Here is a 21,075-nt window from a genome sequence, read left to right as displayed (position 1 = left end):
TCTAACTCTTGTCCTTCCGCCATACATTAAGGTGGGAGGGATGTCTTATGCCGCGCAGAAAAGTATTCATAATGTCAGGAATCCTGCTGTGCTGGCTGCTCGCCGGTATTAGCGGAGGCCGCGTTCAGGCTGAAGCAGGGGATGCCGCTGCAGACCAGGGAAGTACAGCTTACATAGAAGCAGCCGCAAGTGTACCCAGTGATCCCGCTGCGCTTACGGCCAGAAGCGGAGCGCAGCGGCTGGAGCAGTCGGCGGAAGCTCTGTACGGCTATGTGCTTGAAGGCGATGTGCTGAAGGCCCGCCAGGAAGCAGAGGAGATTTCACAGATCTTCATCTCTTCATCCTTTGAAGGGATGACCTCAGTAGAGGGGGTCAATGCTCTATCATCTGTGATCCTGGATATGAAGTCGGCACTGGCTGCGGCCCAGCCGTCCCCGGAGAGATGGGAAGCGGCTGCGGCGAAGCTGCGGCTTGCCGCTAACAGCCTGAATCATCCCCGCCAGCCCATGTGGCTGCAGTATTATAAGCTGATCCGTGAGGATCTGAACGATATGGAGCAAAGCGCCGCCGCGAATGACATGAAGCGCTGGACAGCGGCGCTGGCAAGACTTCAGAGCCGGTATGCGAATATCCGGCCTGCGGTCATCATCTCCCGGCCTGCTGAAGCGGTGAACGCCTTTGATTCCTGGCTGTCTTACGCAGGAGGGGTGGCAGGTTCGGAGCAGCCAGTGGAACGGGCCCGCCTGCTCGAGATTGTATCCTATGGGCAGGATGCAGCAAGAGTAATGTTCGGCAAGGAGCGGAACGAGCCGGTTCTGTCGCTGCCGCTGGCTCCGCAGCAATACGGGGGCTGGGCTCTGCTGGCAGGCGCGTTCATCTTTACGGTGCTGGTGTATACGGCTTATCGTAAGTACCGCGGCCAAAAGCGGGATTTGAAGACCGTGTAGCGTTAAGCTGAGGTAACAGAGGATACAAAAGAGGGCGGACTCCACTAGCAGCTATTGCCTGCTTGCGGGGGGCCGCCCTTATGTGTGTGTAGATCAGGTCTCCCGGAAGCCTTCGCCATGAACATCATGAACGTCACTGATTATTACGAAGGCTTTAGGGTCCACCGACTTCACCAGCAGGCTGAGCCGGCGGATCTCCTGTCTGGAGACCACACAGTAGACCATGTGCTTGGCCTGCTTAGAATAGGCGCCGATTGCCGGGATCAGCGTCACGCCGCGTTCCAGCTCTGCGGTGATCAGCTCGGCAATCTGCGGAGCCTCGTCGCTGATAATGGTGAAGGCTTTGGCGGCGTAGGCCCCCTCCTGAATGAAATCAATTACGCGTGAGGCGATGAAGACTGCCACGAGAGTGTATAGTATTTTTTCGCGGGGAATGTAGAGCAGGGAAGCCCCGATAATGATGATATCTACGGCCAGAATAATCTGACCCATACTCCAGCCGAACTTGCGTCCGAGTATACGTGCAACAATATCTACACCCCCGGTGGTGCCCCCGAAGCGGAAGACAATCCCCAGACCCAGACCCAGGGTAACCCCTGCATATAATGAAGCAAGAATAAAATCATGCTCGGTACTGAACGTCACAATCCACCCTGCCTTGATCATCCGCTCAAATAACCAGAGGAAAAAAGACAGGGCGCCGATGCCTAGTCCCGTATAGACGATCTGATTCGCCCCGAGCACCCTCCAGCCGAGCAGAAAGAGCGGGAGGTTCAGCAGCAGTGTGGTTAAGAAGATCGGGATGTTAAAGGCGTAATTGAGCAGGATGGTAATCCCGGTAACTCCGCCCTCCATCAGCTGGTTGGGAATAATGAAATACAGTAGTCCGAATGCGTAGATGGCCGTGCCCAGCATGATGGGGGCCACTGTTTTGCTGACTGTGCTGATTTTAACGGTTGAACTCATAACATCCCTCGCCTACGCCTCTAAATGGGCAATTTATATGTAATGATCCCCCCGGAGAGCACGTAAGCTCCAGGCGTCATTTCAAAAAAGATTTGTCTTCAAAACGTCTTTACGATAACATAGGGGCAAACAGAAGGCAAGAATACACGGGGGTGAAAGGGAAATTTATGGATAAAAGTCTTGGTGACATTCAGCGTGAGGTGGATGCCTATATCTCACAGTTTAAAGAAGGCTACTTCAGTCCGCTGTCGATGCTGGCCCGGATGTCCGAGGAAGTCGGAGAGCTGGCGCGCGAAGTGAACCATCAATTCGGCGAGAAGCCGAAAAAAGCGGATGAAGCTGATAATTCGATTGAGCTGGAGCTGGGCGACATTCTCTTCATTACCGTTTGCTTCGCCAATTCACTCGGTATAGATTTAACTGAGGCACATAATAAGGTTATGCATAAATTCAATACGCGTGATGCCGGGCGCTGGACGCCCAAAAACACCGATTAGGCCTATGCTACATATGCTGTACCAAACGAACGGGATTTAGCCGTAAGGATGGTGAGGATATGGATCATAATGATTATGTAAAAGCGGCCTACCGCTCGATACTGCGCAGTGACTTTGCTGAGGCCATCATCTTGTTCGAGGCGGCCATTGCTGCTAGTCCTGATGATGCAGAAGTCAGATACCGCTGCTCTATTACCTATGCCCGCAGCGGCATGCTGGATAAAGCACTTGAACATGCTATAGCCGCACGCAGGCTGGATGGGACCAAACCGGACTATCAGCTGCATCTTCAGCATCTGCAGGCCCTTAAGCTTGTACAGGAAGCGAAGCGGCTGCTGGAGGATGAAGCAGCGGACAGTGTGAATCCGTACCATCCGATTACACTGCTGAAGGAAGCTGTATCGCTTGACCCTCTCTACGGGGATGCTTATGTATGGCTGGCGATTGCGCACAGCCGGATGAATGAACATCTGCAGGCGATTGCAGTATTGAAAGAAGTCATGTCGCTGCACCCGGATGACAGCGGACTGCGTCTGCTGATGAAGGATCTGCAGAAATCGCTGCAACACTATATACAATAATAACAGAGCCAGGGAAAGCGGGGAGAATTCATTTGAGTGACAAGATCAGGATTGTTGTTTCCGGAGCCGGAGGCAGAATGGGCAAAGAGGTTGTGAAGCTGGTATTGCAGGATGATGAACTCGAGCTGGCAGCAGCGGTTGACCGCTCTGCACATGGCAGAGATGCGGGACGGCTGGTTGGCCTTGAGGATTGCGGTGTACTTGTGACTTCGGATCTGGAGACTGCGCTTGCAGATACAGAGGCTGATGTGATGGTAGATTTTACCATTCCACAGTCGGCATATAGCAATACTGCACTGGCGGTCAAGTACGGCGTCCGTCCGGTTATCGGTACCACCGGCTTCACGCCGGAGCAGATCGCCGGGCTGGACAAGCAATGCCAGGAGCAGGGAATCGGCGGATTAATTGCGCCTAACTTCTCCATCGGTGCGATCCTGCTGATGAAATTCGCTGCCCAGGCCGCCAAGTATTTCCCTCATCTCGAAATTATCGAATATCACGGAGACCAGAAGCTGGATGCTCCTTCAGGAACAGCGATTAAGACGGCAGAGATGATCTCTGAGGCGCGGCAGGAGCTCCGCCAGGGACATCCGGAGGAAGAAGAGATTATTGAAGGCTCGCGCGGCGGGTATTATAACGGCTTCCGTATTCACAGTGTGCGTCTTCCGGGTGTTTTTGCCCAGGAGGAGGTTGTGTTTGGCGGGTTCGGACAGTCGCTGAAGATCCGTCATGACTCCTATGAGCGTGCGGGTTATATGCCTGGAGTCAAGCTTGGGATTCAAAAGGTGATGGGCTATACCGGCATGATTTATGGTTTTGAGCATTTTATAGAATAGACGGGGAGAGAAACAGAATGTTGAAAATTGCTTTTATCGCACATGACCGCAAAAAAGATGAAATAGTTAATTTCGTAACCGCTTATGAGCATGTCTTCGAAGGGCATAAATTATTCTCCACCGGAACTACGGGCCAGCGCATCATGGAAGTGACCAAGCTCTCCATTCACCGGTACATGTCCGGGCCGCTTGGCGGCGACCAGCAGATCGGCTCGATGGTCGCTACGGATGAGCTGGATTTGATTATTTTCCTGCGGGATCCGCTGATGGCCCAGCCGCATGAACCGGATATTACGGCGCTGCTCCGGCTGTGTGATGTGTACGGGATTCCAGTTGCCACGAATATTGCTACAGCAGAAATCCTGGTGAAGGCTATTGACCGGGGAGATTTCGGCTGGCGTGAGCTGGTACATAAATATAAGCCGGGTGTGGACGAGTCATGAAGCTTGACATCCTGGTATTCGGTGCGCATGCGGATGATGCCGAGATCGGCATGGCAGGTACGATTGCCAAGCATACTGCCTCCGGCTTCAAGGTGGGAATGTGCGATCTGACCCGGGCAGAGATGTCTTCGAACGGAACGGTGGAGCTTCGGGAACAGGAGGCACAGCAGGCTGCCGTAGTGCTGGGCGCGGCGGTGCGAACGAATCTGGGGCTGCCTGACCGTGGCCTGTATATGACAGAGGGCCATTTGGCGGCTGTAACAGCGGAAATCCGCCGTTATGCTCCGTCCATCGTATTTGCTCCTTACTGGGAAGACCGCCATCCCGATCATATTGCCTGCAGTAAGCTGGTGGAGGAAGCGGTTTTTAATGCCAAGCTGCGCAAATATATGTCGGACAAGCCTGCCATTCCGGAGCCTGAGTTATATTTCTACTTCATTAATGATCTCGGGCGGACGGATCTGATTGTCGATGTGACTGCGCAGTATCCGCTGAAGGAGCAGGCATTGTCCTGCTACCGTTCCCAGTTCGGACTCGCTCCGGGTGAAGATGCCGTTGCAACGCCATTGACGGAAGGGTATATCGAGCGCGTCCGTTCAAGAGATATGCTGCTCGGCCAGCGCAGGCTCATTCCTTTTGCCGAAGGGTTCGCTGGTAAGGTTCCGTATACTGTAGATCTGTTCAGCGCTGCACGCGGATAAGGCGCAACTCGACAAAGCCCGGAAAACAACTATAATTAATTCATATCGTTACTTGAAGTAATAGAGCTAAGTTAAATGAAGGGGCGGAGCTATGGAGCGGCTAAAGATAGGCATCACTTGTTATCCTTCTCTTGGCGGCTCGGGTGTGGTGGCAACTGAACTGGGCAAGCTATTGGCTGAAAAAGGCCATGAGGTTCACTTTATTACCCACAGCATCCCGTTTCGGCTGGGAACATTTCAGAAAAACATCTTTTACCATGAGGTAGAGGTTAACGATTATTATGTTTTCCGCTATCCGCCATACGATCTGGCGCTGGCAACCAAGATGGCGCAGGTAGCCAAAATGCAGAATCTGGATCTGTTTCATGTCCATTATGCGGTCCCGCATGCGGTATGTGCTTATCTGGCCAAGCAGATCCTTGGCAATGATATCAAAGTGGTTACCACGCTGCACGGCACGGATATTACAGTGCTGGGCCAGGATGAATCCCTGAAGGATCTGATCCGGCTGGGCATTAACGAGAGTGATGCGGTAACCGCAGTCTCCCGTGATCTGATCAAGGAGACCCGCAAGGCGCTTGATATCACGCGTGAAATTGATCTGACTTATAATTTCGTGGATAAGCGTGTCTATTATCCCCGGGATGTAACGGATCTGCGCGGCGACTTCGCAGCCCCGGATGAGAAGATTCTTATGCATATCAGCAATTTCCGCCCGGTCAAGCGGGTAAGTGATGTGGTGGATGTGTTCGCCAAGGTGAACCGGCAGGTGCCTTCCAAGCTGCTGCTGGTTGGCGAAGGCCCTGACCTGCCTAAGATTCAAGCCAAGATCAGCGAGATGGGTCTCGACGATCATGTCCGCTTCCTGGGTAAGCAGGATGAGATTGCCCAGGTGATCTCCCTGGCGGACCTGCTTCTGCTGCCTTCTGAGAAGGAGAGCTTCGGGCTGGTCGCTCTGGAAGCGATGGCTTGCGGCGTTCCGACCATTGGCTCGCAGGCCGGGGGAATTCCGGAGCTGATTCAGCATGGCAAGACCGGATTCCTTGCACCGGTCGGCGATACGGAATCGATGGCAGAATATGCCGTCCGGCTTCTCTCGGATGAGGCGATGGCTGAGAGCTTCCGGCGCGCCTGCCTGGAGCGGTCCTGCAATGATTTCAGCAGAGATATGATCACCAATCAATATGAAGATATTTATTACCGTGTGCTCGGGCGCAAGGTATCCGGATTAGACCCGATCCTGGGGTAAGGAGTACGATATGGAATGGAGAATGGCACCACCCGGCATGGCTGAAGCCGCCGGGACTGTTATTGCAGGCCTAGCGGCAGGCGGCCATGAAGCTTATTTCGTCGGCGGCTGCCTGCGCGATGAGCTGCTGGGCCGTCCGGTGCATGATATAGACATCACTACCTCCGCACTGCCGGAGGAGGTGATGGCCCTGTTTCCGCGCTGTGTTCCTACCGGACTGGCGCATGGCACGATCACTGTGCTGCAGGAGGGCTACAGCTTAGAGGTTACGACCTACCGGACGGAGAGCGGCTATGCCGATCACCGCCGTCCGGAGCATGTTGTATTCGTCAGGGATGTGCGGGAAGATCTCCGCCGCCGTGACTTCACGATCAACGCTATCTGCTGCGGTCTCGACGGCGGGCGGATTGACCCTTTCGGGGGGGAGCGTGATCTCAAGCTCCGCGTGATCCGTTGTGTAGGCGAAGCGGAGGAACGCTTCGAGGAGGATGCGCTGCGGATGCTGCGCTGCGTACGTTTTGCTTCTGTGCTGGATTTCGCGATCGCGAAGAATACCTGGCGCGGTCTGCTGCGCCAGCGTGACAAGCTGGCGCATATTGCTGTGGAGCGGGTGCGCGCCGAGGTGGAGCGCATCTTGGAAGGCCCGCACCCGCAGCGCGGGCTGGGGCTCCTGCTGCGCAGCGGCCTGCTGCCGCGCGGCAAAGCGCCGTTCCCTTGGACCGGCCGTGACCTGGCGGCTGCCGCCGCCTGCCTTGCCGGTCTCGGGAACCTGGAGAGCGCCCGCCTGCGCTGGGCGCTCCTGCTGCATGCCCTGGGATCATCGGCGGCTTCCGCCGATGAGCTCCTGCGGGCATGGACGTTCCCGGGGGCGACGCGCACTGGCGTCGTCGCCGTGCTCCGCGTCCGCGAAGCTTGGGACGCGGCGTTGTCCTCGGCGCGTCCGGAGGCTTCCGGCGCCGGGGAGTTGCTGCGGCGGCGGTGGATCGCCGCCGTGCTGGGCCATGGCCAGTCAGCCGCCGAAGGGTGGCTGACGCTGCTTGAGGCGGCGGGGGCTGACGCCGCGCCCGCTGTTGGCGCAGGGGCGCGCAGCCCGGCCACAGCCGCAATTGCGCGAGGCACGTCGGCAGATGTCCATGACTTTCTCGCTGACGCACCCGCCACGTCGGATGACGTCCCTGCCACAGTCGAACCCTCCACGGCGGAGGATGTGCCTGTTGCATACGCTGCCGCACCTGCCACATCGGCAGCCGTCCCTGAAGCGCCTACAATGGCAAGCTCCATCCCCCCTGTCACCACCAGCCTCCTGCGGTCCTGGACCGCAGAGATAAAGGTCCGCACGCTCGCTGAGCTGGCGGTGAGCGGCCATGAGGTGACAGCGGCGCTGGAGAAGCGTCCCGGCCCTTGGCTGGGCGTATTGCTGCACCAGCTTCTTCTGGCTGTCGCGGCAGGCGACCTTGCTAATGACACCCAATTACTGCTGCAAGCAGCGCAAAGGATGGATAGCGATGAATAGCGGTCATGCGCAGCGTTCCGGCGTGTTGAAGCGGGAGGCGTTCGTTCCCGGCTGGTCCAAGGGAATTCAGCGGCTGGATACAGTCGGTTCGACACAGGAGGAAGCCAAAAAACTTGCCGAGGGCGGCGCCCCGGAAGGAACAACAGTCATGGCCGAAGCGCAGACCGGCGGGCGCGGGCGGATGGGCCGCAAATGGCATTCCCCTCACGGCAAAGGAATCTGGATGAGCCTGGTGCTGCGTCCGGATCTGCCGCTGGCCGTGACTCCGCAGCTGACGCTGCTGGCCGGAGTGGCTGTCTGCACAGCGATCCGTGAGGTTACCGGGGTGCCTGCCGGCATCAAGTGGCCGAATGACCTGCTGGCCGGCGGCCGCAAAATCTGCGGAATTCTGCTGGAATCCTCACTTCGGGAAGGCGGGCTGCATTACTGTATCGCAGGTATCGGCATCGCTGCCAATCTGACCGGAGAAGATTACCCGGAGGAGCTGCGCGGGATTGGTACATCGCTGCTGATCGAAGGCGGCGGCATTCCTGTAGACCGCACGAGGCTTGCGGAAGCTGTGCTTGCGGAACTCGAATATTTATATCATGTCTATCTGGAGCAAGGCTTCCAGCCCGTGAAGGAGCTGTGGGAGTCGATGTCGGTAACACTGGGCCGTCAGGTAAGCTTGAACACTCCCCAGGGCCGCACCGAGGCCACTGCTGTCGGACTGAACGACAACGGCGGGCTGCTGCTGCGTAACGAATCCGGTGAGGTAGTGAGCGTACTGTCCGGCGAAATTGAAATGATTTAGAAGAGCATCAGATTTAACTAGTACCTCATCAGATTTAAATTAGTGGAGCAGAAACAGTTCTCCTTCAATTCACATCACATCTTTTCCAAGCGGGGGTTGTTCTTTAGGGCGTTTGGCTTAGCATAACGGACTGAGGTGCTCTTATGCATAAAGAAAGTAGTCACTTGGGCGGTTAACGGACCGCAAGGACCTTATCCCCTGCAATTCAGCTCCAAAACGTCTCGCACAAAGATGATAAGATCTCCTGAGTCCGTTACGCTGCAAAAGGGGCGTTATCGTGGGAATAAGGTCTCTTCAGTCCGTTAGATTTTTTGGGGTGAAAGGGTTTCATTACACGAACCCCTGAATCTCTGTTTTTAGCTGCGAATGCAGCCTTCTATTTCTCGCCGAAACGGTACCGTCCTTTAAAAGAACGGCTAAGCCGTTTCCACTTGAGGTGTTTATTTTTGTGTTTTTTTGGTATACTGTGCTCATGAGGCGGCATCGCATGGCGAGCTGTACTCACGTAAGTTGTATCTTTGAACAGGACATTGTTTACCGGATGTACCTTCATAACTGGATGTAACGGTTACGTTGGATTCTGCTCTGAGCCGTAAGGACCGAGACAGAAGGGACGATCGCGAGTGACTCTTTTTTGCCCTTCGGACCTTTTTAGCGGACCATGCTAAAAGGTTTTTTTGTTTGCGCGGAGAACGCGTATTTTATGGAAAAGGGGAATGAGAGCAACATGGCAGACAAACACGCACTGAATATTATCAAGATGAAAAAAATGAAAACGGACGGTGTGCCCCTGAGCATGCTGACCGCTTATGACTACCCTTCAGCCCAGTTGGCGGAAGAAGCCGGCATTGATCTGATTCTGGTCGGTGATTCTTTGGGGAACGTCGTGCTTGGTTATGATACCACGCTGCCGGTTACCATAGAGGATATGGTCTACCATACCCGGTCGGTGAAGCGCGGGGCGCCTAATACTTTTATAGTGGCAGATATGCCGTTCATGACCTACCACGGAAGCGTGGATGAGACCTTGCGCGGTGTGCGCAGACTGATGCAGGAAGGCCAGGCCCATGCGGTCAAAATGGAAGGCGGCCTCGAAATCTGCTCCGCAGTATCCGCTGTTGTCGCTGCCGGAGTTCCGGTGCTCGGCCATATCGGCCTGACCCCGCAGTCGGTCAATATGATCGGCGGCTACCGGATTCAGGGTAAGGATGCCAAGGATGCACAGCGGCTGATGGACGAAGCGAAGGCGCTGGAAGCCGCAGGGGCCTTCGGCATTGTGCTGGAGCTGGTGACAGAAGAGGTGGCTGAGGCGATCTCCCGGGCGGTCAGCATACCGACCATAGGCATTGGTGCCGGGCGTTACTGTGACGGACAGGTTCTGGTTTTCCATGATGTCCTGCGGTATGCCTCCCCTTACCGGGAGAAAAAATTCGTCAAAACCTACGCCGATGTAGGCTCCCTGATCCGTGAAGGCATCACCAGCTATGTTCAGGAAGTGAAGGACCGCTCGTTCCCTGCGGAAGAGCATGTGTTCAGCGCGGACGAGACGGTTCTGGAATCTTTATACGGCAATGCCGGCAAAGGAGCGAAATAACATGAGAGTCATCCGAACGATTGCTGAACTGCGCGAAGCGCTTGAATATATGCGTCAGGGGGGCCATGGCCCTGTTGGTTTTGTACCCACCATGGGATATTTGCACGAAGGACATGCCAGTCTGCTGCGTAAGGCAGGGGAGAAGAGCGGCACGGTGGTGATGAGTATTTTTGTCAATCCGCTGCAGTTTGGCCCGAATGAGGACTTCGCTTCCTATCCACGGGATGAACAGCGGGATCTGGAGCTGGCTGAACGTGAAGGTGCGGACCTGGTGTTCATCCCTAGTGTTGAAGAGATGTATCCGCAGCCGATCCGTACAGGCGTATCGGTCTCCGCGCTTACCACACAGCTCTGCGGCGCTTCGCGTCCGGGACATTTTGACGGGGTAACTACTGTGGTCAGCAAGCTGTTCCATATCGTGCAGCCGGATTACGCCTTTTTCGGACTGAAGGATGCCCAGCAGGTAGCTGTTCTCCGCCGGATGGTGTCTGATCTTAACATGAACGTGGACATCATCGCCTGTCCTATTGTGCGCGAGGAAGACGGGCTGGCGCTCAGCTCCCGTAATGTCTATCTGAGCAGCGAGGAGCGCAGACAGGCGCTGGTATTATCGCGTTCCCTGCGCGAAGTGCGCCAGGCTATGGAAGAGGGCGGCATCCGTACGGTAGATGAAGCACGCGGTCTGCTGGTCTCGGTCATTTCTGAATCGCCGTTTGCGGTCATTGATTATGCGGAGATTCTAACCTTCCCTGATCTGGAAAAGCTGGAAGGCGCCAGCAGGCTGACGGAAGCGGGCGGAGAGGTTATAATGGCTCTGGCTGTGAAGTTCGGCAGAACCCGTCTGATTGATAATAATGTATTTATTCCTAAGGAGGCGCACGCTCTTGTTTAGACATATGATGAAATCCAAGATCCACCGGGCAACGGTCACCGAAGCCAATCTCAATTATGTGGGCAGCATTACCATTGATGAGGATCTGATGGAAGCCGCAGACCTGCTGGAGAACGAGAAGGTGCAGATCGTGGATAATAATAATGGTTCCCGTCTGGAGACTTATGTCATTCCAGGTCCGCGCGGCAGCGGCGTCATTTGTCTGAACGGGGCAGCAGCTCGTCTGGTACAGCCCGGCGATACCGTGATTATTATTTCCTACGCTGTGGTGTCCTCAGAAGAGCTGGCAGCGCATAAGCCGACGGTGGTGTTCGTTGATGAAGGCAACAAGCCGGTGAAGCTGGCGGATCATGAGATTCACGCTACAATTGCCTGAAGTCCGCGCTTTGAGCCATGTAATCAATGGCAGGGATGAAGACACCTGTACTTGCTAAAAATGAAGGAAGGCAAGCTTAAGCTGACTTCATTATCAGTAAGGGTGGGATGTCCGGTGTTTCAACATTTATTTGCTGAGATGAACAAGATGCTCCAGGAGATCAAAACCGACTATCCTACTGCGGAGGGTGCCCGCCGAAGCGATCTTTTATCCAAGTATAATATGCTCCACCGAATCAGTGATAATGTAATGGATGAGTGGCTGCTCTTCGCCGAGAAGCTGAGCGAGTTCCGGGAACAGGCCGATTTCCAGGGTCCGCCAGAGGAGTTGCCGGAAGAGGAAGCGCCCGAGCTTGGGATGGATGCTTTTGTCAGGGGCCAGGGCTATTACAAGCTGCTGATGTACCGCAAGTGCATTGAACAGTTCAGGGAGGTTACGGCACAATATCCGGATAGCCTCGCTGCCCGCCTGTATCTGGCCATGGCTTATCTGCAGGAAGGTGAAGGCGAGATTGCCTGGGGACATCTGGATCACATGCTGGGCCTGATCCGTGAGGTGAAGCTGAAGGCGATGATCTATAATGCGCTGGGCTGTATCCGTGCTTCCCAGGAACGCTTTAATGAAGCCAGTGAGCTGTTTAGCCTGTCGCTGCTGCATGACCCGGATCTGCCGGAGCCGAATGTGAATCTGGAGGTATGCCGCAGACGGGGCGGGAAGCTGGAGTTTGGCCATCAGCTGGTTTCGCTTTTATAACTTTTTCCCGGTTCCTTTAGGCGATGCGCCCCACCACTTTCTGGGGTGTGCATCGCCTTTTTTCGTAACTTCTGTTATGCTGATAAAGAGTCTCAAGTGAAAGGGAATAGAACTTATAATGAAATTTGCCGTGCTTGATTTTGAAACTACGGGAACCCAATCTGTGGGAGAAATCATCCAGGTTGGCCTTGCCATTATAGAAGAAGACGGGACGATCTCCCGGGTGTATGGTTCCTACGTCAAGCCCGGAGCACCCATTCCTCCTTTTATTACGGGCCTGACCGGAATTACAGACAGTGATGTACAGGATGCGCCAGAGCTTGATGAGATGATGATGGAGCTGGTGCCGCTGCTGGATGATGTCGTCCTCGTCGGACACAATGTAGCGTTTGATTTTCATTTTTTGCAGAATGCGCTGGACCGCTGCGGCTACCTGCCGTTTCAGGGGCGGATTCTGGATACCATCGATTTTCTCAAAATATGCTTTCCCTCGCTGAGCACCTATCAGCTAGGCGCGGTAAGCAGCCACTTCGGCATTACGCATGACCGTCCCCATCAGGCTGACAGTGATGCGCTTGCCACGGCTATTGTGCTGCTTAAATGTCTGGAAGAGCTGCACAGTCTGCCGCTGTTGACTATTCAGCGGCTGAATGAGCTGTTCGCAGACGAAGACAGTGATTTGGCCTGGTATTTCGACGGTCTGCTGCGGGAGCGGGAGATGGAGACCTTTCAGCCGGAAGGAGAGCTGAGCTTCTACCGCCAGCTTGCGCTGGCTGTGGGGGATTGGGCAGAGTTGGCAACGCCCCGGGAGGAAGGAAACGTCAATCCGCTGGAGAATATTACCTTTGAAGAGTATATGGATGAGGTAACGAAGCGGCTGAAGGCTGTTCTTCCACAGTATGAGAGCCGTGAGGCCCAGGAGCTGATGATCCATGAGGTCATTACAGCGCTTGAGAAGGACAAGCATCTGCTGATTGAAGCGGGAACCGGCACCGGCAAGTCGCTGGGTTACCTGCTTCCGGCCATCTACCATAGTGTGAAAAGTGATCAAAAGGTGATGGTCAGCACTCATACCATTAACCTTCAGGACCAGTTGCGTGAGCGGGATATCCCACTCTTAACCAGCGTTGTGCCGTTCCCGTTCAAGGCCTCCATCTTTAAGGGAAGAGGGCACTATTTGTGTCTGCGCAAGTTCGAACATAGAATGAATAAAAAGGACTTTACGAGTCCAAGAGAAGAAGCGCTCACCGCTGCGCAAATGCTTGTCTGGCTGACCCAGACGACGACCGGCGATGATGAGGAGCTTAACTTAAGCGGACGGGGCGGCGATTTCTGGGAGACTGTAGCCAGTGATACCGACTCCTGCCTGGGACGGGCTTGTCCCTGGTTCCGCAAATGCTATTACCACCGGGCCAAGCATGAAGCCGGGATCTCTGATGTGGTGGTCACCAATCACTCCAAGCTGTTCGCAGATGTCAAAGCCGGGCATCAGCTACTTCCGGCTTACGATCATCTTGTGATTGATGAAGCCCATCATCTGGAAGATATTGCCGGCAAGCATCTTGGCATGCAGATGAAATATTTCACATTCGCCCATACCCTCACCCGCCTCTATAAGGATAGCCGGAGCGGGCAGCTGCCTGCCCTCCGCCAGAGTCTGCAGTCTTCGGGCAGTGAGCAGGCTTCCGAATGGAGCGGCGTGATCGACCGGATCTATCCCGATCTGCTGACGGTGAAGGAATCTTGGGATGCGCTCAGCGACCGGCTCTTCAGCCTGCTGCCCGAGCGCAGCGATGCCGGAGCCGGTGAAGCAGGCCAGCTGGTGGCCCGCCTGCAGCCGGGCAAGAAGCCGAAGGATTGGGAGGAGTTGGCGGCCCTTGAGAATACGCTGAACCTCAGTCTGAGCGATATCATCCGCAAGGGTGACAAGATGCTCAGTGAGATGCGTGACACGGACAGCCAATCCTCCTCGGACAGTCTTGTGACCGATATCGGCGGGTTATTTAAGGATCTGGCATCCATTAGAGAGCAGATCCGCTTCTTCATGGGCCTGAACGATGAGAATATCGTGTATTGGCTGGAGGGAAGCGGTAATTATAAAGGCAAGTCGCTGCAAATGTATGCCGTTCCTGTAGATGTCAGTACCCAGCTCAGGGAGCTGTTCTTCGACAAGAAGAAGAGTATTGTCCTGACCTCGGCCACCTTATCCGTGGATAAGTCCTTCCAGTTCATGATCGATAACCTGGGCCTTGGTGAAGCTGCGGAGCAGGGGCGTCTGATGACAGCGCTGCTTCCGTCGCCGTTTAAATACCGGGAGCAGGCTCTGCTGGTCATTCCCCGCGACTTCCCGAGCGTCAAGGGAAGTATAGGGGATGCCCGTTTTGTGGACACGCTTGTTCATTCCCTCGCCGAGACTGCTGTAACTACACGAGGGCGAATGCTGGTGCTGTTCACCTCCTACAAGATGCTGCGCCAGGTCTATGACCCGCTGAAGGAGGCGCTTGCCTCCCAGGATATCGCGGTGCTCGGACAAGGTGTGGAGGGCGGCAGCCGGAGCAAGCTGATCCGCCGCTTCCAGGACAGCCCGGCTTCGGTCCTGCTCGGTACCAGCAGTTTCTGGGAAGGGGTAGATATTCCGGGAGAAGCATTGACCTGCCTGGCGATTGTCAGACTGCCGTTCCAGCCGCCGAATCACCCGCTGGCAGAAGCGAAGTCGGAGCTGCTTCAGGCACAGAAGAAGAACCCGTTCATGAAGCTGTCCGTGCCGCAGGCAGTCATCCGCTTCAAGCAGGGCTTCGGGCGGCTGGTCCGCACGGCGCAGGACCGGGGCATCGTAATTGTGTACGATACTAGAGTAATTGAATCGCATTACGGAAAGTACTTCCTGTATTCACTCCCCGGTCCCAAGATGGAGCATATGCTCACCGAGCAGATGGTCCCGAGAATTGCCGAATGGCTGGAAGACGGCGGGGTTTCCTAATTCATCTGCTATTGCTATTATTAATAAGTCATGATTAACCTGAAGATCCGTTCCCGCCCTGTCCTGCCGATCCGGCAGGCGGGGGGCACGGTTGCTATAATTGAACGGGTATAACACAACTATTAAGGAGGAGAATACATGAAATCGGATAAAATATCGGAGGCCGTCGTGCGCAGGCTCCCAGTGTACCTGCGTTTCCTGAACGATCTCCAAAAACGTGAAATCTCCACAGTCTCTTCTCAGGAGCTGGGCCAGAAGCTTGATCTGAATCCCGCCCAGATCCGTAAGGATTTGGCTTACTTCGGTGATTTTGGCAGGAAGGGTATCGGCTACGATGTATCCTATCTAATTGAGAAGATTCGCCATATCCTGAAGCTTGACCAGCAAATTAATGTTGCACTGGTTGGAGCCGGTAATCTCGGTCATGCCTTGTCTAACTACAACGCTTACTTGAAGGATACGATGAAGATTACTGCGATCTTCGATGCCTACCCGCCGAAGGTGGGCCAGCAGATCAACTCGCTGGTTGTGCAGCCGATGGAGGAGTTAAGCAGCACAATCCGCTCGCAGGGCATCCGCATCGGGATTATTACCGTACCTGACAGCGAAGCCCAGAATGTAGCTGATATTCTTGTGGACTCCGGCATTGAGGCGATTCTGAACTTCGCACCGGTTATTCTCAAGACGCCTGCCAATATCCGGATTCATGCCGCAGATTTCACCACAGATCTGCAGAGCCTGGCCTATTATTTGCATGATGGAAAGGATGAGGCAGAAGATGAGCAGTAAGATCACGATAATCAAGAACGGGCACTTCCTGGTTCCGGGCAGCGACAAGCCGGTTCTAAGCGGGTATATGACCCTGGAGAATGATCTGATTACTTACATAGGTGAAGCTGAGCCGGTAGTGGAGGATGGCGCTCAGGTCGTAGACGGCAGCCGTCTGCTGTTCATGCCGGGTCTGGTCAATACCCATGGGCATACGGCCATGTCACTGCTGCGCGGATACGGCGACGATATGGTGCTTCAGACTTGGCTGCAGGAGAAGATGTGGCCGATGGAAGAGAAATTCACTGGTGATGATGTATATTGGGGAACCTCGTTGTCCGTACTGGAAATGCTGAAGGGCGGCACAACCACCTTCCTCGATATGTATGATCATATGGACCGGGTAGCGGAAGTAACGGAGCAGTCCGGTATTCGTGCGGTGCTGATGCGCGGCGTAATTGGGCTGTGCCCGGAAGAGGTACAGCAAGCAAAGCTCGCTGAGGCGGTTGCTTTTGCCCGTAACTGGCACGGCAAGGCTGACGGCAGAATTACAACTATGCTCTCACCGCACGCTCCGTACACCTGTCCTCCAGAGTTTTTCATGAAGTTTGTGCAGGCTGCCCATGATCTGGACCTGCCGATGCATACCCATATGTCCGAGACGCGCCATGAAGTGGAGCAGAACGTGGCTGACTACGGCCTTCGTCCGGTCGCACATCTGGAGAAGCTGGGGATGTTCACCCGTCCTTCGCTCATTGCCCACGGGGTTCATCTGAACGATGAAGAGATCGGGATTCTGGCCCGCTATAACGTTGGCGTGTCGCATAACCCCGGCAGTAACCTGAAGCTGGCCAGCGGGGTTGCACGTGTTCCTGAGCTGCTGCGAGCCGGGGTTAAGGTCTCCCTGGGTACAGACGGCGCGGCAAGCAACAACAATCTGGATATGTTCGAAGAGATGAGGCTGGCGGCTCTGATCCACAAGGGCGTAAGCGGTGATCCTACAGCGGTACCGGCTCCTGAAGCGCTACTGATGGCCACGGAATACGGGGCTCAGTCTATTTTCCTAAGCGGGGTAGGCCGGCTTGCAGCAGGAATGAAGGCCGACTTCATCGCGCTTGATATTGACCAGCCGCATTTGCTGCCGCATACCGATCTGCTCTCCCATGCCGTCTATTCGGCAAGTGCCAAGGATGTGGAGCATGTATGGGTGAACGGCCAGCAGGTTGTGAAGCATGGACAATGCCTGACACTGGATGAAGAAGCTATCCGCCGCAAAGCACAGGAGACGTTCGAGAGCCTGCTTAAACGGTAATTCAGGAGAACGGGAAAGGAAGCAGCGTTGTGAAGAAGAAGAGGAGAAAATGGATCTGGCTGGGGCTTACCGTGGTGCTGCTCCTTCTGTTCGGATTAAGCCAGTTCTATGCCTACATTATGAAGGACCAGTGGAACGAGCGGAATGAGGCCAAGGAGCTGGCCCGGACGCGTGCCGGACTAACGGAGGTAACCAAGGCTCAGAAATCCGTCTGGAATGAGAATGAGATCTACTGGGTGCTAACCGGCAAAAATGAAGCCGGGACCGATCTGATGGTGTGGGTCCGTTTCACCTTGGAGGGCAAGCCTGCCGGAGGCGACAACGACCTGTATGCTGAAGAGCTGAGCAAAGGCACTTCCGAAGAGAAAATGCGCGGAATCATAGCCGATCAGTTACCGGACGTGAAGATCGAACGGCTGCTGCCCGGTGTATATAACGGGGAATATGCCTGGCAGCTATTTTACAAAAAAGACGGGCGATTCTATTACAACTTCTACCGCTTCAAGGATGGCAGCGCCATCGGTGAGGGGTACAGTTTGCCCAACCGTTAAGCTAAGCGCTCAGCAGAATAACATGCGGGGGAACAGATTATCTGTTCTTCCGTTTTTTTGTATCCATCATGTCGAAAATAATCTGGAACTGTTCTGGGACTGGTGGCAGACGGGGAACTGTGGCTTAATGGAGATATATGGTTTGAGATACATCGATTAATATACTTGAATTGATATACTGATTGTATTCCTCGAATGCTATCGCCAACCTGCATATATGTCTCTCAAGGAGGATGAAGAAATTGGAAGTTTTAGCATATTTGGATCAGGCGGTGGATTTGTTTAAGGAAGAGCTGGGGGATAATCTGTCGGGGATTTATCTGCACGGTTCCCTGGCCATGGGCTGTTTTCAACCGGATTCAAGCGATATTGATCTGCTCATTGTAGTAGAGGACAAGCTCCCCGCAGAGGTCAGTCATAGCCTTGCCGGTCGTATCGTAGCCTTTCATGACAGTCTGCCGAATAAGCGCGGAATTGAACTGTCTATCGTCCTGAAGACATACCTGCATAACTTTGTGTATCCTACGCCATTTGAATTTCACTTTTCAGAAGCTCATTTAGAGCGGTATAGAACCGATAAGAATTATCTGTGCGGCGGCTTTGAGGATGCTGATCTGGCGGCACATTTTGCAGTAGTCTACCATCGCGGGTTTATCTTGTACGGGGAGCCGATACGCGAGGCCTTTGCGCCGGTAGACCAGAGGTACTATCTGGATTCCATTATCAGGGATGTCGATGATGCGCCGCAGAATATTGGGAATGCTCCACTCTATTACACACTGAATCTATGCAGGGTACTCTACTATGTGCAGGAAGGTCATGTCTCTTCCAAGAAGGAAGGCGGGGATTGGGGACTTCAGCATTTGCCGGAACGCTTCCACGGGCTGCTTAGACGGTGTCTTAAGGAATATAGCGGTGCTGGCGCCGAAGGCTATGAACTGGAGCTATTAACTGATTTTGCGGAATATATGATGGCTGAAATTGAGCGTTAGCCGGATGTAGTGTGCGCCGGAATATGAAAGTAGCAGCGGCATTTCAGGATATAAATCTGAGCTGCCGTTTTTTCATGGTTCATGAAACATCCAGAAATTAGTATCAAAAATTTTAAATATATTCACAACTTTATGTAAAATCGTATATACACCTATGATATACTACTACTTGTATCAAGACATGCTTAAGAGCATGTCAGTCTCGGATTGGCGCTAGACACGCTGGCTGGTCTTTATTATAGAGTTAAGCTTGGTCATTATTGAGAGGAGGACGTTTCTTGAAACTTCGTCTTATGCCTGTGCTGCTAACGTCTCTGCTGTCTGCTGCATTATTGTTTGGTGGCTGGTATTCTTACCGTCAATTCGCGGTGCAGGAGCCGCTGCAGAAGCTGGTATCATCCTACCAGGGTGTGAAGGATTCCCATATTACTATTAAACGCAATGAGGTCACTTTGAAACTGGATTTGCAGCCGGGCACGAAATTACGTGAGCTGGTGCAGTATGTATCACGAGAAGGCAGCACCGCTATTGACGGCAGGACCCTTAAGCTGGATGTGGAACAGAAGCCGAGTGAACTGCTGGATGAGTATTGGGATAAAGCGATGTTCTCTGTAGCAGAAGCTATGGAGAGCCGGAAATATACATTGATACCAGCGAAGCTGGACGGACTGAAGGAGCAGGACAGTAAGTACAGCGGCGTTACAGCTACCACAGAGATTGACGACAACAATGTCTATGTAAGCCTGAGCAACGGCACAGAGAGCAAATTCATCATTCTGCCGCGTGCAGCAGCCAAGATGGGAGTGTGGAACAATGCCTAAGTACTGGAAAGAGGTTGTAGCCGGATTTGTTCCGGTCATGCTGATTTTTATGGCTTTTGTGGGAATTAATATCTTTCCTGTAATTATAGCGATGGGCATGGTTGCCGCGCTCCTGTTCATTGCCCATGCCCGCGGCGGTCTGACGGTCAATGCAGGTGCAGATAAGAAGCGTAAGAAGAACGGTCCCTCCAAGCTAACCTTTGAAGAGATCGGCGGACAGGACAATGCCAAGCAGGAGCTGCGTGAAGCGCTGGACTTCCTGATCCGGCATGAAGAAATCAGCAAGTTCGGGATTCGTCCGCTCAAAGGAATTCTGTTAACCGGCCCTCCAGGAACCGGGAAGACGCTGATGGCCAAGGCTGCGGCGCATTACACCGATTCTGTATTTGTAGCTGCTTCAGGCAGTGAATTCGTCGAGATGTATGTCGGCGTCGGTGCCGGACGCGTGCGCGATTTGTTCAAGGATGCCCGTACACGCGCACTCAAGGAGAATAAGCAAAGTGCCATTATTTTCATCGATGAAATTGACGTTATCGGCGGGAAACGCGAAGGCGGACAGCAGCGTGAATACGATCAGACCCTCAATCAGCTGCTGACGGAGATGGACGGGATTTATAACAATGATACCCCGCGCATTCTGCTGGTAGCCGCAACGAACCGCAAGGAGATGCTTGATTCTGCGCTGCTGCGCCCGGGGCGTTTTGACCGCCATATTCAGGTGGATATGCCTGACAAGAAGGGCCGCAAGTCGATTCTCGACCTGCATGCCAAGAACAAGCCGCTGCATGACACCGTGAATCTGGATAAAATCGCCGAAGAAGCTTACGGCTTCTCGGGTGCGCAGCTGGAGAGCGTGATGAATGAAGCCGCGATCTACATGATGCGCGAGAATCTGACCCTGGTGGAGCAGCGTCATCTGTCGATGGCGATCGACAAGGTCATGATGGGTGAGAAGACCGACCGTGAGACCAACCATGAAGAGAAGAAGAGGGTAGCGATCCATGAGCTTGGACATGCTATTATGGCTGAGCTGCTGCGCCCCGGAAGCGTTAGTCAGGTAACACTGACCCCGCGCGGCCAGGCTCTAGGGTATGTCCGGCATAATCCGCAGACCGAGCAGTATCTGTACACGAAGGATTACCTGGAGAACCAGATCATGATTGCCCTGGGCGGAGCGGCTGCCGAAGAGATGTATTACGGAGGACGCAGTACCGGTTCCCGTGGAGACTTCGATCAGGCGCTGAATATCGTAGAGACCATGATGAAGTCAGGGCTCACCTCGCTCGGCATTGCGAATCTGCAAATGGTTACCACTGAAGAATTAATGAAGGAAAATAGTAAAATACTGGACGAGTTGATGATCCGCACGAATGACCTGCTGGAGAAACAGAAAAATATATTTGATTACTCTCTTGACATTTTAATGAAGGAAGAAGTTCTCTCCGGAGAGCAATTTCGTTGTCAATTTCGTGACAGTGTCCTTTTACCGGCATAATTCTTTATGCCGGTT

Annotated in this window: 21 protein-coding genes; 20 read left to right on the top strand and 1 reads right to left on the bottom strand. The window is 54.0% G+C overall.

Annotated elements, in window-relative coordinates:
- Nucleotides 1–47: 47 nt before the first annotated feature.
- Nucleotides 48–947 carry a sporulation protein YpjB gene (locus MKZ07_RS11390; RefSeq protein WP_341025869.1) on the top strand — a complete coding sequence of 300 codons (900 nt, stop codon included), beginning with the start codon at nt 48–50 and terminating at the stop codon, nt 945–947.
- A gap of 93 nt (nt 948–1,040) precedes the next feature.
- On the opposite strand, the gene MKZ07_RS11385 is transcribed toward MKZ07_RS11390, so the two are convergent.
- On the bottom strand, nt 1,041–1,913 hold the full coding sequence (locus tag MKZ07_RS11385; RefSeq protein WP_036698082.1) for a YitT family protein: 873 nt from the start codon (nt 1,911–1,913) through the stop codon (nt 1,041–1,043).
- Between the two features lie 167 nt (nt 1,914–2,080).
- On the opposite strand from MKZ07_RS11385, the gene MKZ07_RS11380 reads away from it, so the two are divergent.
- The 19 genes from MKZ07_RS11380 to MKZ07_RS11290 all read left to right on the top strand — a co-directional run bounded on the left by MKZ07_RS11380 (nt 2,081) and on the right by MKZ07_RS11290 (nt 21,060).
- Nucleotides 2,081–2,410 (top strand): nucleotide pyrophosphohydrolase, encoded by a 330-nt coding sequence (locus tag MKZ07_RS11380; RefSeq protein ID WP_036698080.1) that lies wholly within the window; start codon nt 2,081–2,083, stop codon nt 2,408–2,410.
- A gap of 59 nt (nt 2,411–2,469) precedes the next feature.
- Nucleotides 2,470–2,991: a tetratricopeptide repeat protein gene (locus tag MKZ07_RS11375; RefSeq protein WP_036698078.1), complete on the top strand. Its 522-nt coding sequence runs from the start codon at nt 2,470–2,472 to the stop codon at nt 2,989–2,991.
- A 32-nt stretch (nt 2,992–3,023) separates the two neighbouring features.
- Nucleotides 3,024–3,827 carry a 4-hydroxy-tetrahydrodipicolinate reductase gene (dapB, locus tag MKZ07_RS11370; protein WP_036698076.1) on the top strand — a complete coding sequence of 268 codons (804 nt, stop codon included), beginning with the start codon at nt 3,024–3,026 and terminating at the stop codon, nt 3,825–3,827.
- Between the two features lie 17 nt (nt 3,828–3,844).
- Complete coding sequence (gene mgsA / locus MKZ07_RS11365) at nt 3,845–4,270, top strand: methylglyoxal synthase (RefSeq protein ID WP_036698074.1); 426 nt, start codon at nt 3,845–3,847, stop codon at nt 4,268–4,270.
- Complete coding sequence (gene bshB1 / locus MKZ07_RS11360; RefSeq protein WP_341025866.1) at nt 4,267–4,971, top strand: bacillithiol biosynthesis deacetylase BshB1; 705 nt, start codon at nt 4,267–4,269, stop codon at nt 4,969–4,971. The genes mgsA and bshB1 overlap by 4 nt, the downstream gene beginning before the upstream one ends.
- Before the next feature lie 91 nt (nt 4,972–5,062).
- Entirely contained in the window at nt 5,063–6,220 is a 1,158-nt protein-coding gene (gene bshA, locus MKZ07_RS11355; RefSeq protein ID WP_036698071.1) for an N-acetyl-alpha-D-glucosaminyl L-malate synthase BshA, read from the top strand.
- Between the two features lie 10 nt (nt 6,221–6,230).
- Entirely contained in the window at nt 6,231–7,733 is a 1,503-nt protein-coding gene (locus tag MKZ07_RS11350; protein ID WP_341025862.1) for a CCA tRNA nucleotidyltransferase, read from the top strand.
- Complete coding sequence (locus tag MKZ07_RS11345; protein ID WP_051493853.1) at nt 7,726–8,526, top strand: biotin--[acetyl-CoA-carboxylase] ligase; 801 nt, start codon at nt 7,726–7,728, stop codon at nt 8,524–8,526. Before MKZ07_RS11350 ends, MKZ07_RS11345 begins: the two co-directional genes overlap by 8 nt.
- 727 nt (nt 8,527–9,253) lie before the next feature.
- Nucleotides 9,254–10,120: a 3-methyl-2-oxobutanoate hydroxymethyltransferase gene (gene panB / locus MKZ07_RS11340; RefSeq protein WP_036698723.1), complete on the top strand. Its 867-nt coding sequence runs from the start codon at nt 9,254–9,256 to the stop codon at nt 10,118–10,120.
- Between the two features lies 1 nt (nt 10,121).
- Complete coding sequence (gene panC / locus MKZ07_RS11335) at nt 10,122–11,012, top strand: pantoate--beta-alanine ligase (RefSeq protein WP_036698067.1); 891 nt, start codon at nt 10,122–10,124, stop codon at nt 11,010–11,012.
- Nucleotides 11,005–11,388 (top strand): aspartate 1-decarboxylase, encoded by a 384-nt coding sequence (gene panD / locus MKZ07_RS11330; RefSeq protein WP_036698065.1) that lies wholly within the window; start codon nt 11,005–11,007, stop codon nt 11,386–11,388. The genes panC and panD overlap by 8 nt, the downstream gene beginning before the upstream one ends.
- 114 nt (nt 11,389–11,502) lie before the next feature.
- Complete coding sequence (locus MKZ07_RS11325) at nt 11,503–12,141, top strand: hypothetical protein (RefSeq protein ID WP_036698721.1); 639 nt, start codon at nt 11,503–11,505, stop codon at nt 12,139–12,141.
- Between the two features lie 118 nt (nt 12,142–12,259).
- Nucleotides 12,260–15,121 carry an ATP-dependent DNA helicase DinG gene (gene dinG / locus MKZ07_RS11320; RefSeq protein ID WP_341025856.1) on the top strand — a complete coding sequence of 954 codons (2,862 nt, stop codon included), beginning with the start codon at nt 12,260–12,262 and terminating at the stop codon, nt 15,119–15,121.
- Nucleotides 15,122–15,259: 138 nt separating this feature from the next.
- Nucleotides 15,260–15,910, top strand: a complete 651-nt coding sequence (locus tag MKZ07_RS11315) for a redox-sensing transcriptional repressor Rex (RefSeq protein ID WP_036698060.1) — start codon at nt 15,260–15,262, stop codon at nt 15,908–15,910.
- Nucleotides 15,900–17,201, top strand: coding sequence for an amidohydrolase (locus MKZ07_RS11310; protein WP_036698057.1), 1,302 nt, complete (start codon nt 15,900–15,902; stop codon nt 17,199–17,201). Before MKZ07_RS11315 ends, MKZ07_RS11310 begins: the two co-directional genes overlap by 11 nt.
- A gap of 29 nt (nt 17,202–17,230) precedes the next feature.
- On the top strand, nt 17,231–17,752 hold the full coding sequence (locus MKZ07_RS11305; protein ID WP_036698056.1) for a cell wall elongation regulator TseB-like domain-containing protein: 522 nt from the start codon (nt 17,231–17,233) through the stop codon (nt 17,750–17,752).
- 233 nt (nt 17,753–17,985) lie between these two features.
- Nucleotides 17,986–18,744, top strand: coding sequence for an aminoglycoside adenylyltransferase domain-containing protein (locus tag MKZ07_RS11300; protein WP_051493851.1), 759 nt, complete (start codon nt 17,986–17,988; stop codon nt 18,742–18,744).
- 278 nt (nt 18,745–19,022) lie between these two features.
- Nucleotides 19,023–19,565 carry a hypothetical protein gene (locus tag MKZ07_RS11295; protein ID WP_036698055.1) on the top strand — a complete coding sequence of 181 codons (543 nt, stop codon included), beginning with the start codon at nt 19,023–19,025 and terminating at the stop codon, nt 19,563–19,565.
- On the top strand, nt 19,558–21,060 hold the full coding sequence (locus MKZ07_RS11290; protein WP_036698053.1) for an AAA family ATPase: 1,503 nt from the start codon (nt 19,558–19,560) through the stop codon (nt 21,058–21,060). The genes MKZ07_RS11295 and MKZ07_RS11290 overlap by 8 nt, the downstream gene beginning before the upstream one ends.
- Nucleotides 21,061–21,075 lie beyond the last annotated feature (15 nt).

Origin of the sequence: Paenibacillus sp. FSL P4-0338 (genome assembly GCF_038002365.1) — a bacterium.
Classification (GTDB): Bacteria; Bacillota; Bacilli; order Paenibacillales; family Paenibacillaceae; genus Paenibacillus_AQ.
Note: the sequence above shows the minus strand (reverse complement) of the source record. Positions and strands in the feature narration are given on the sequence as shown.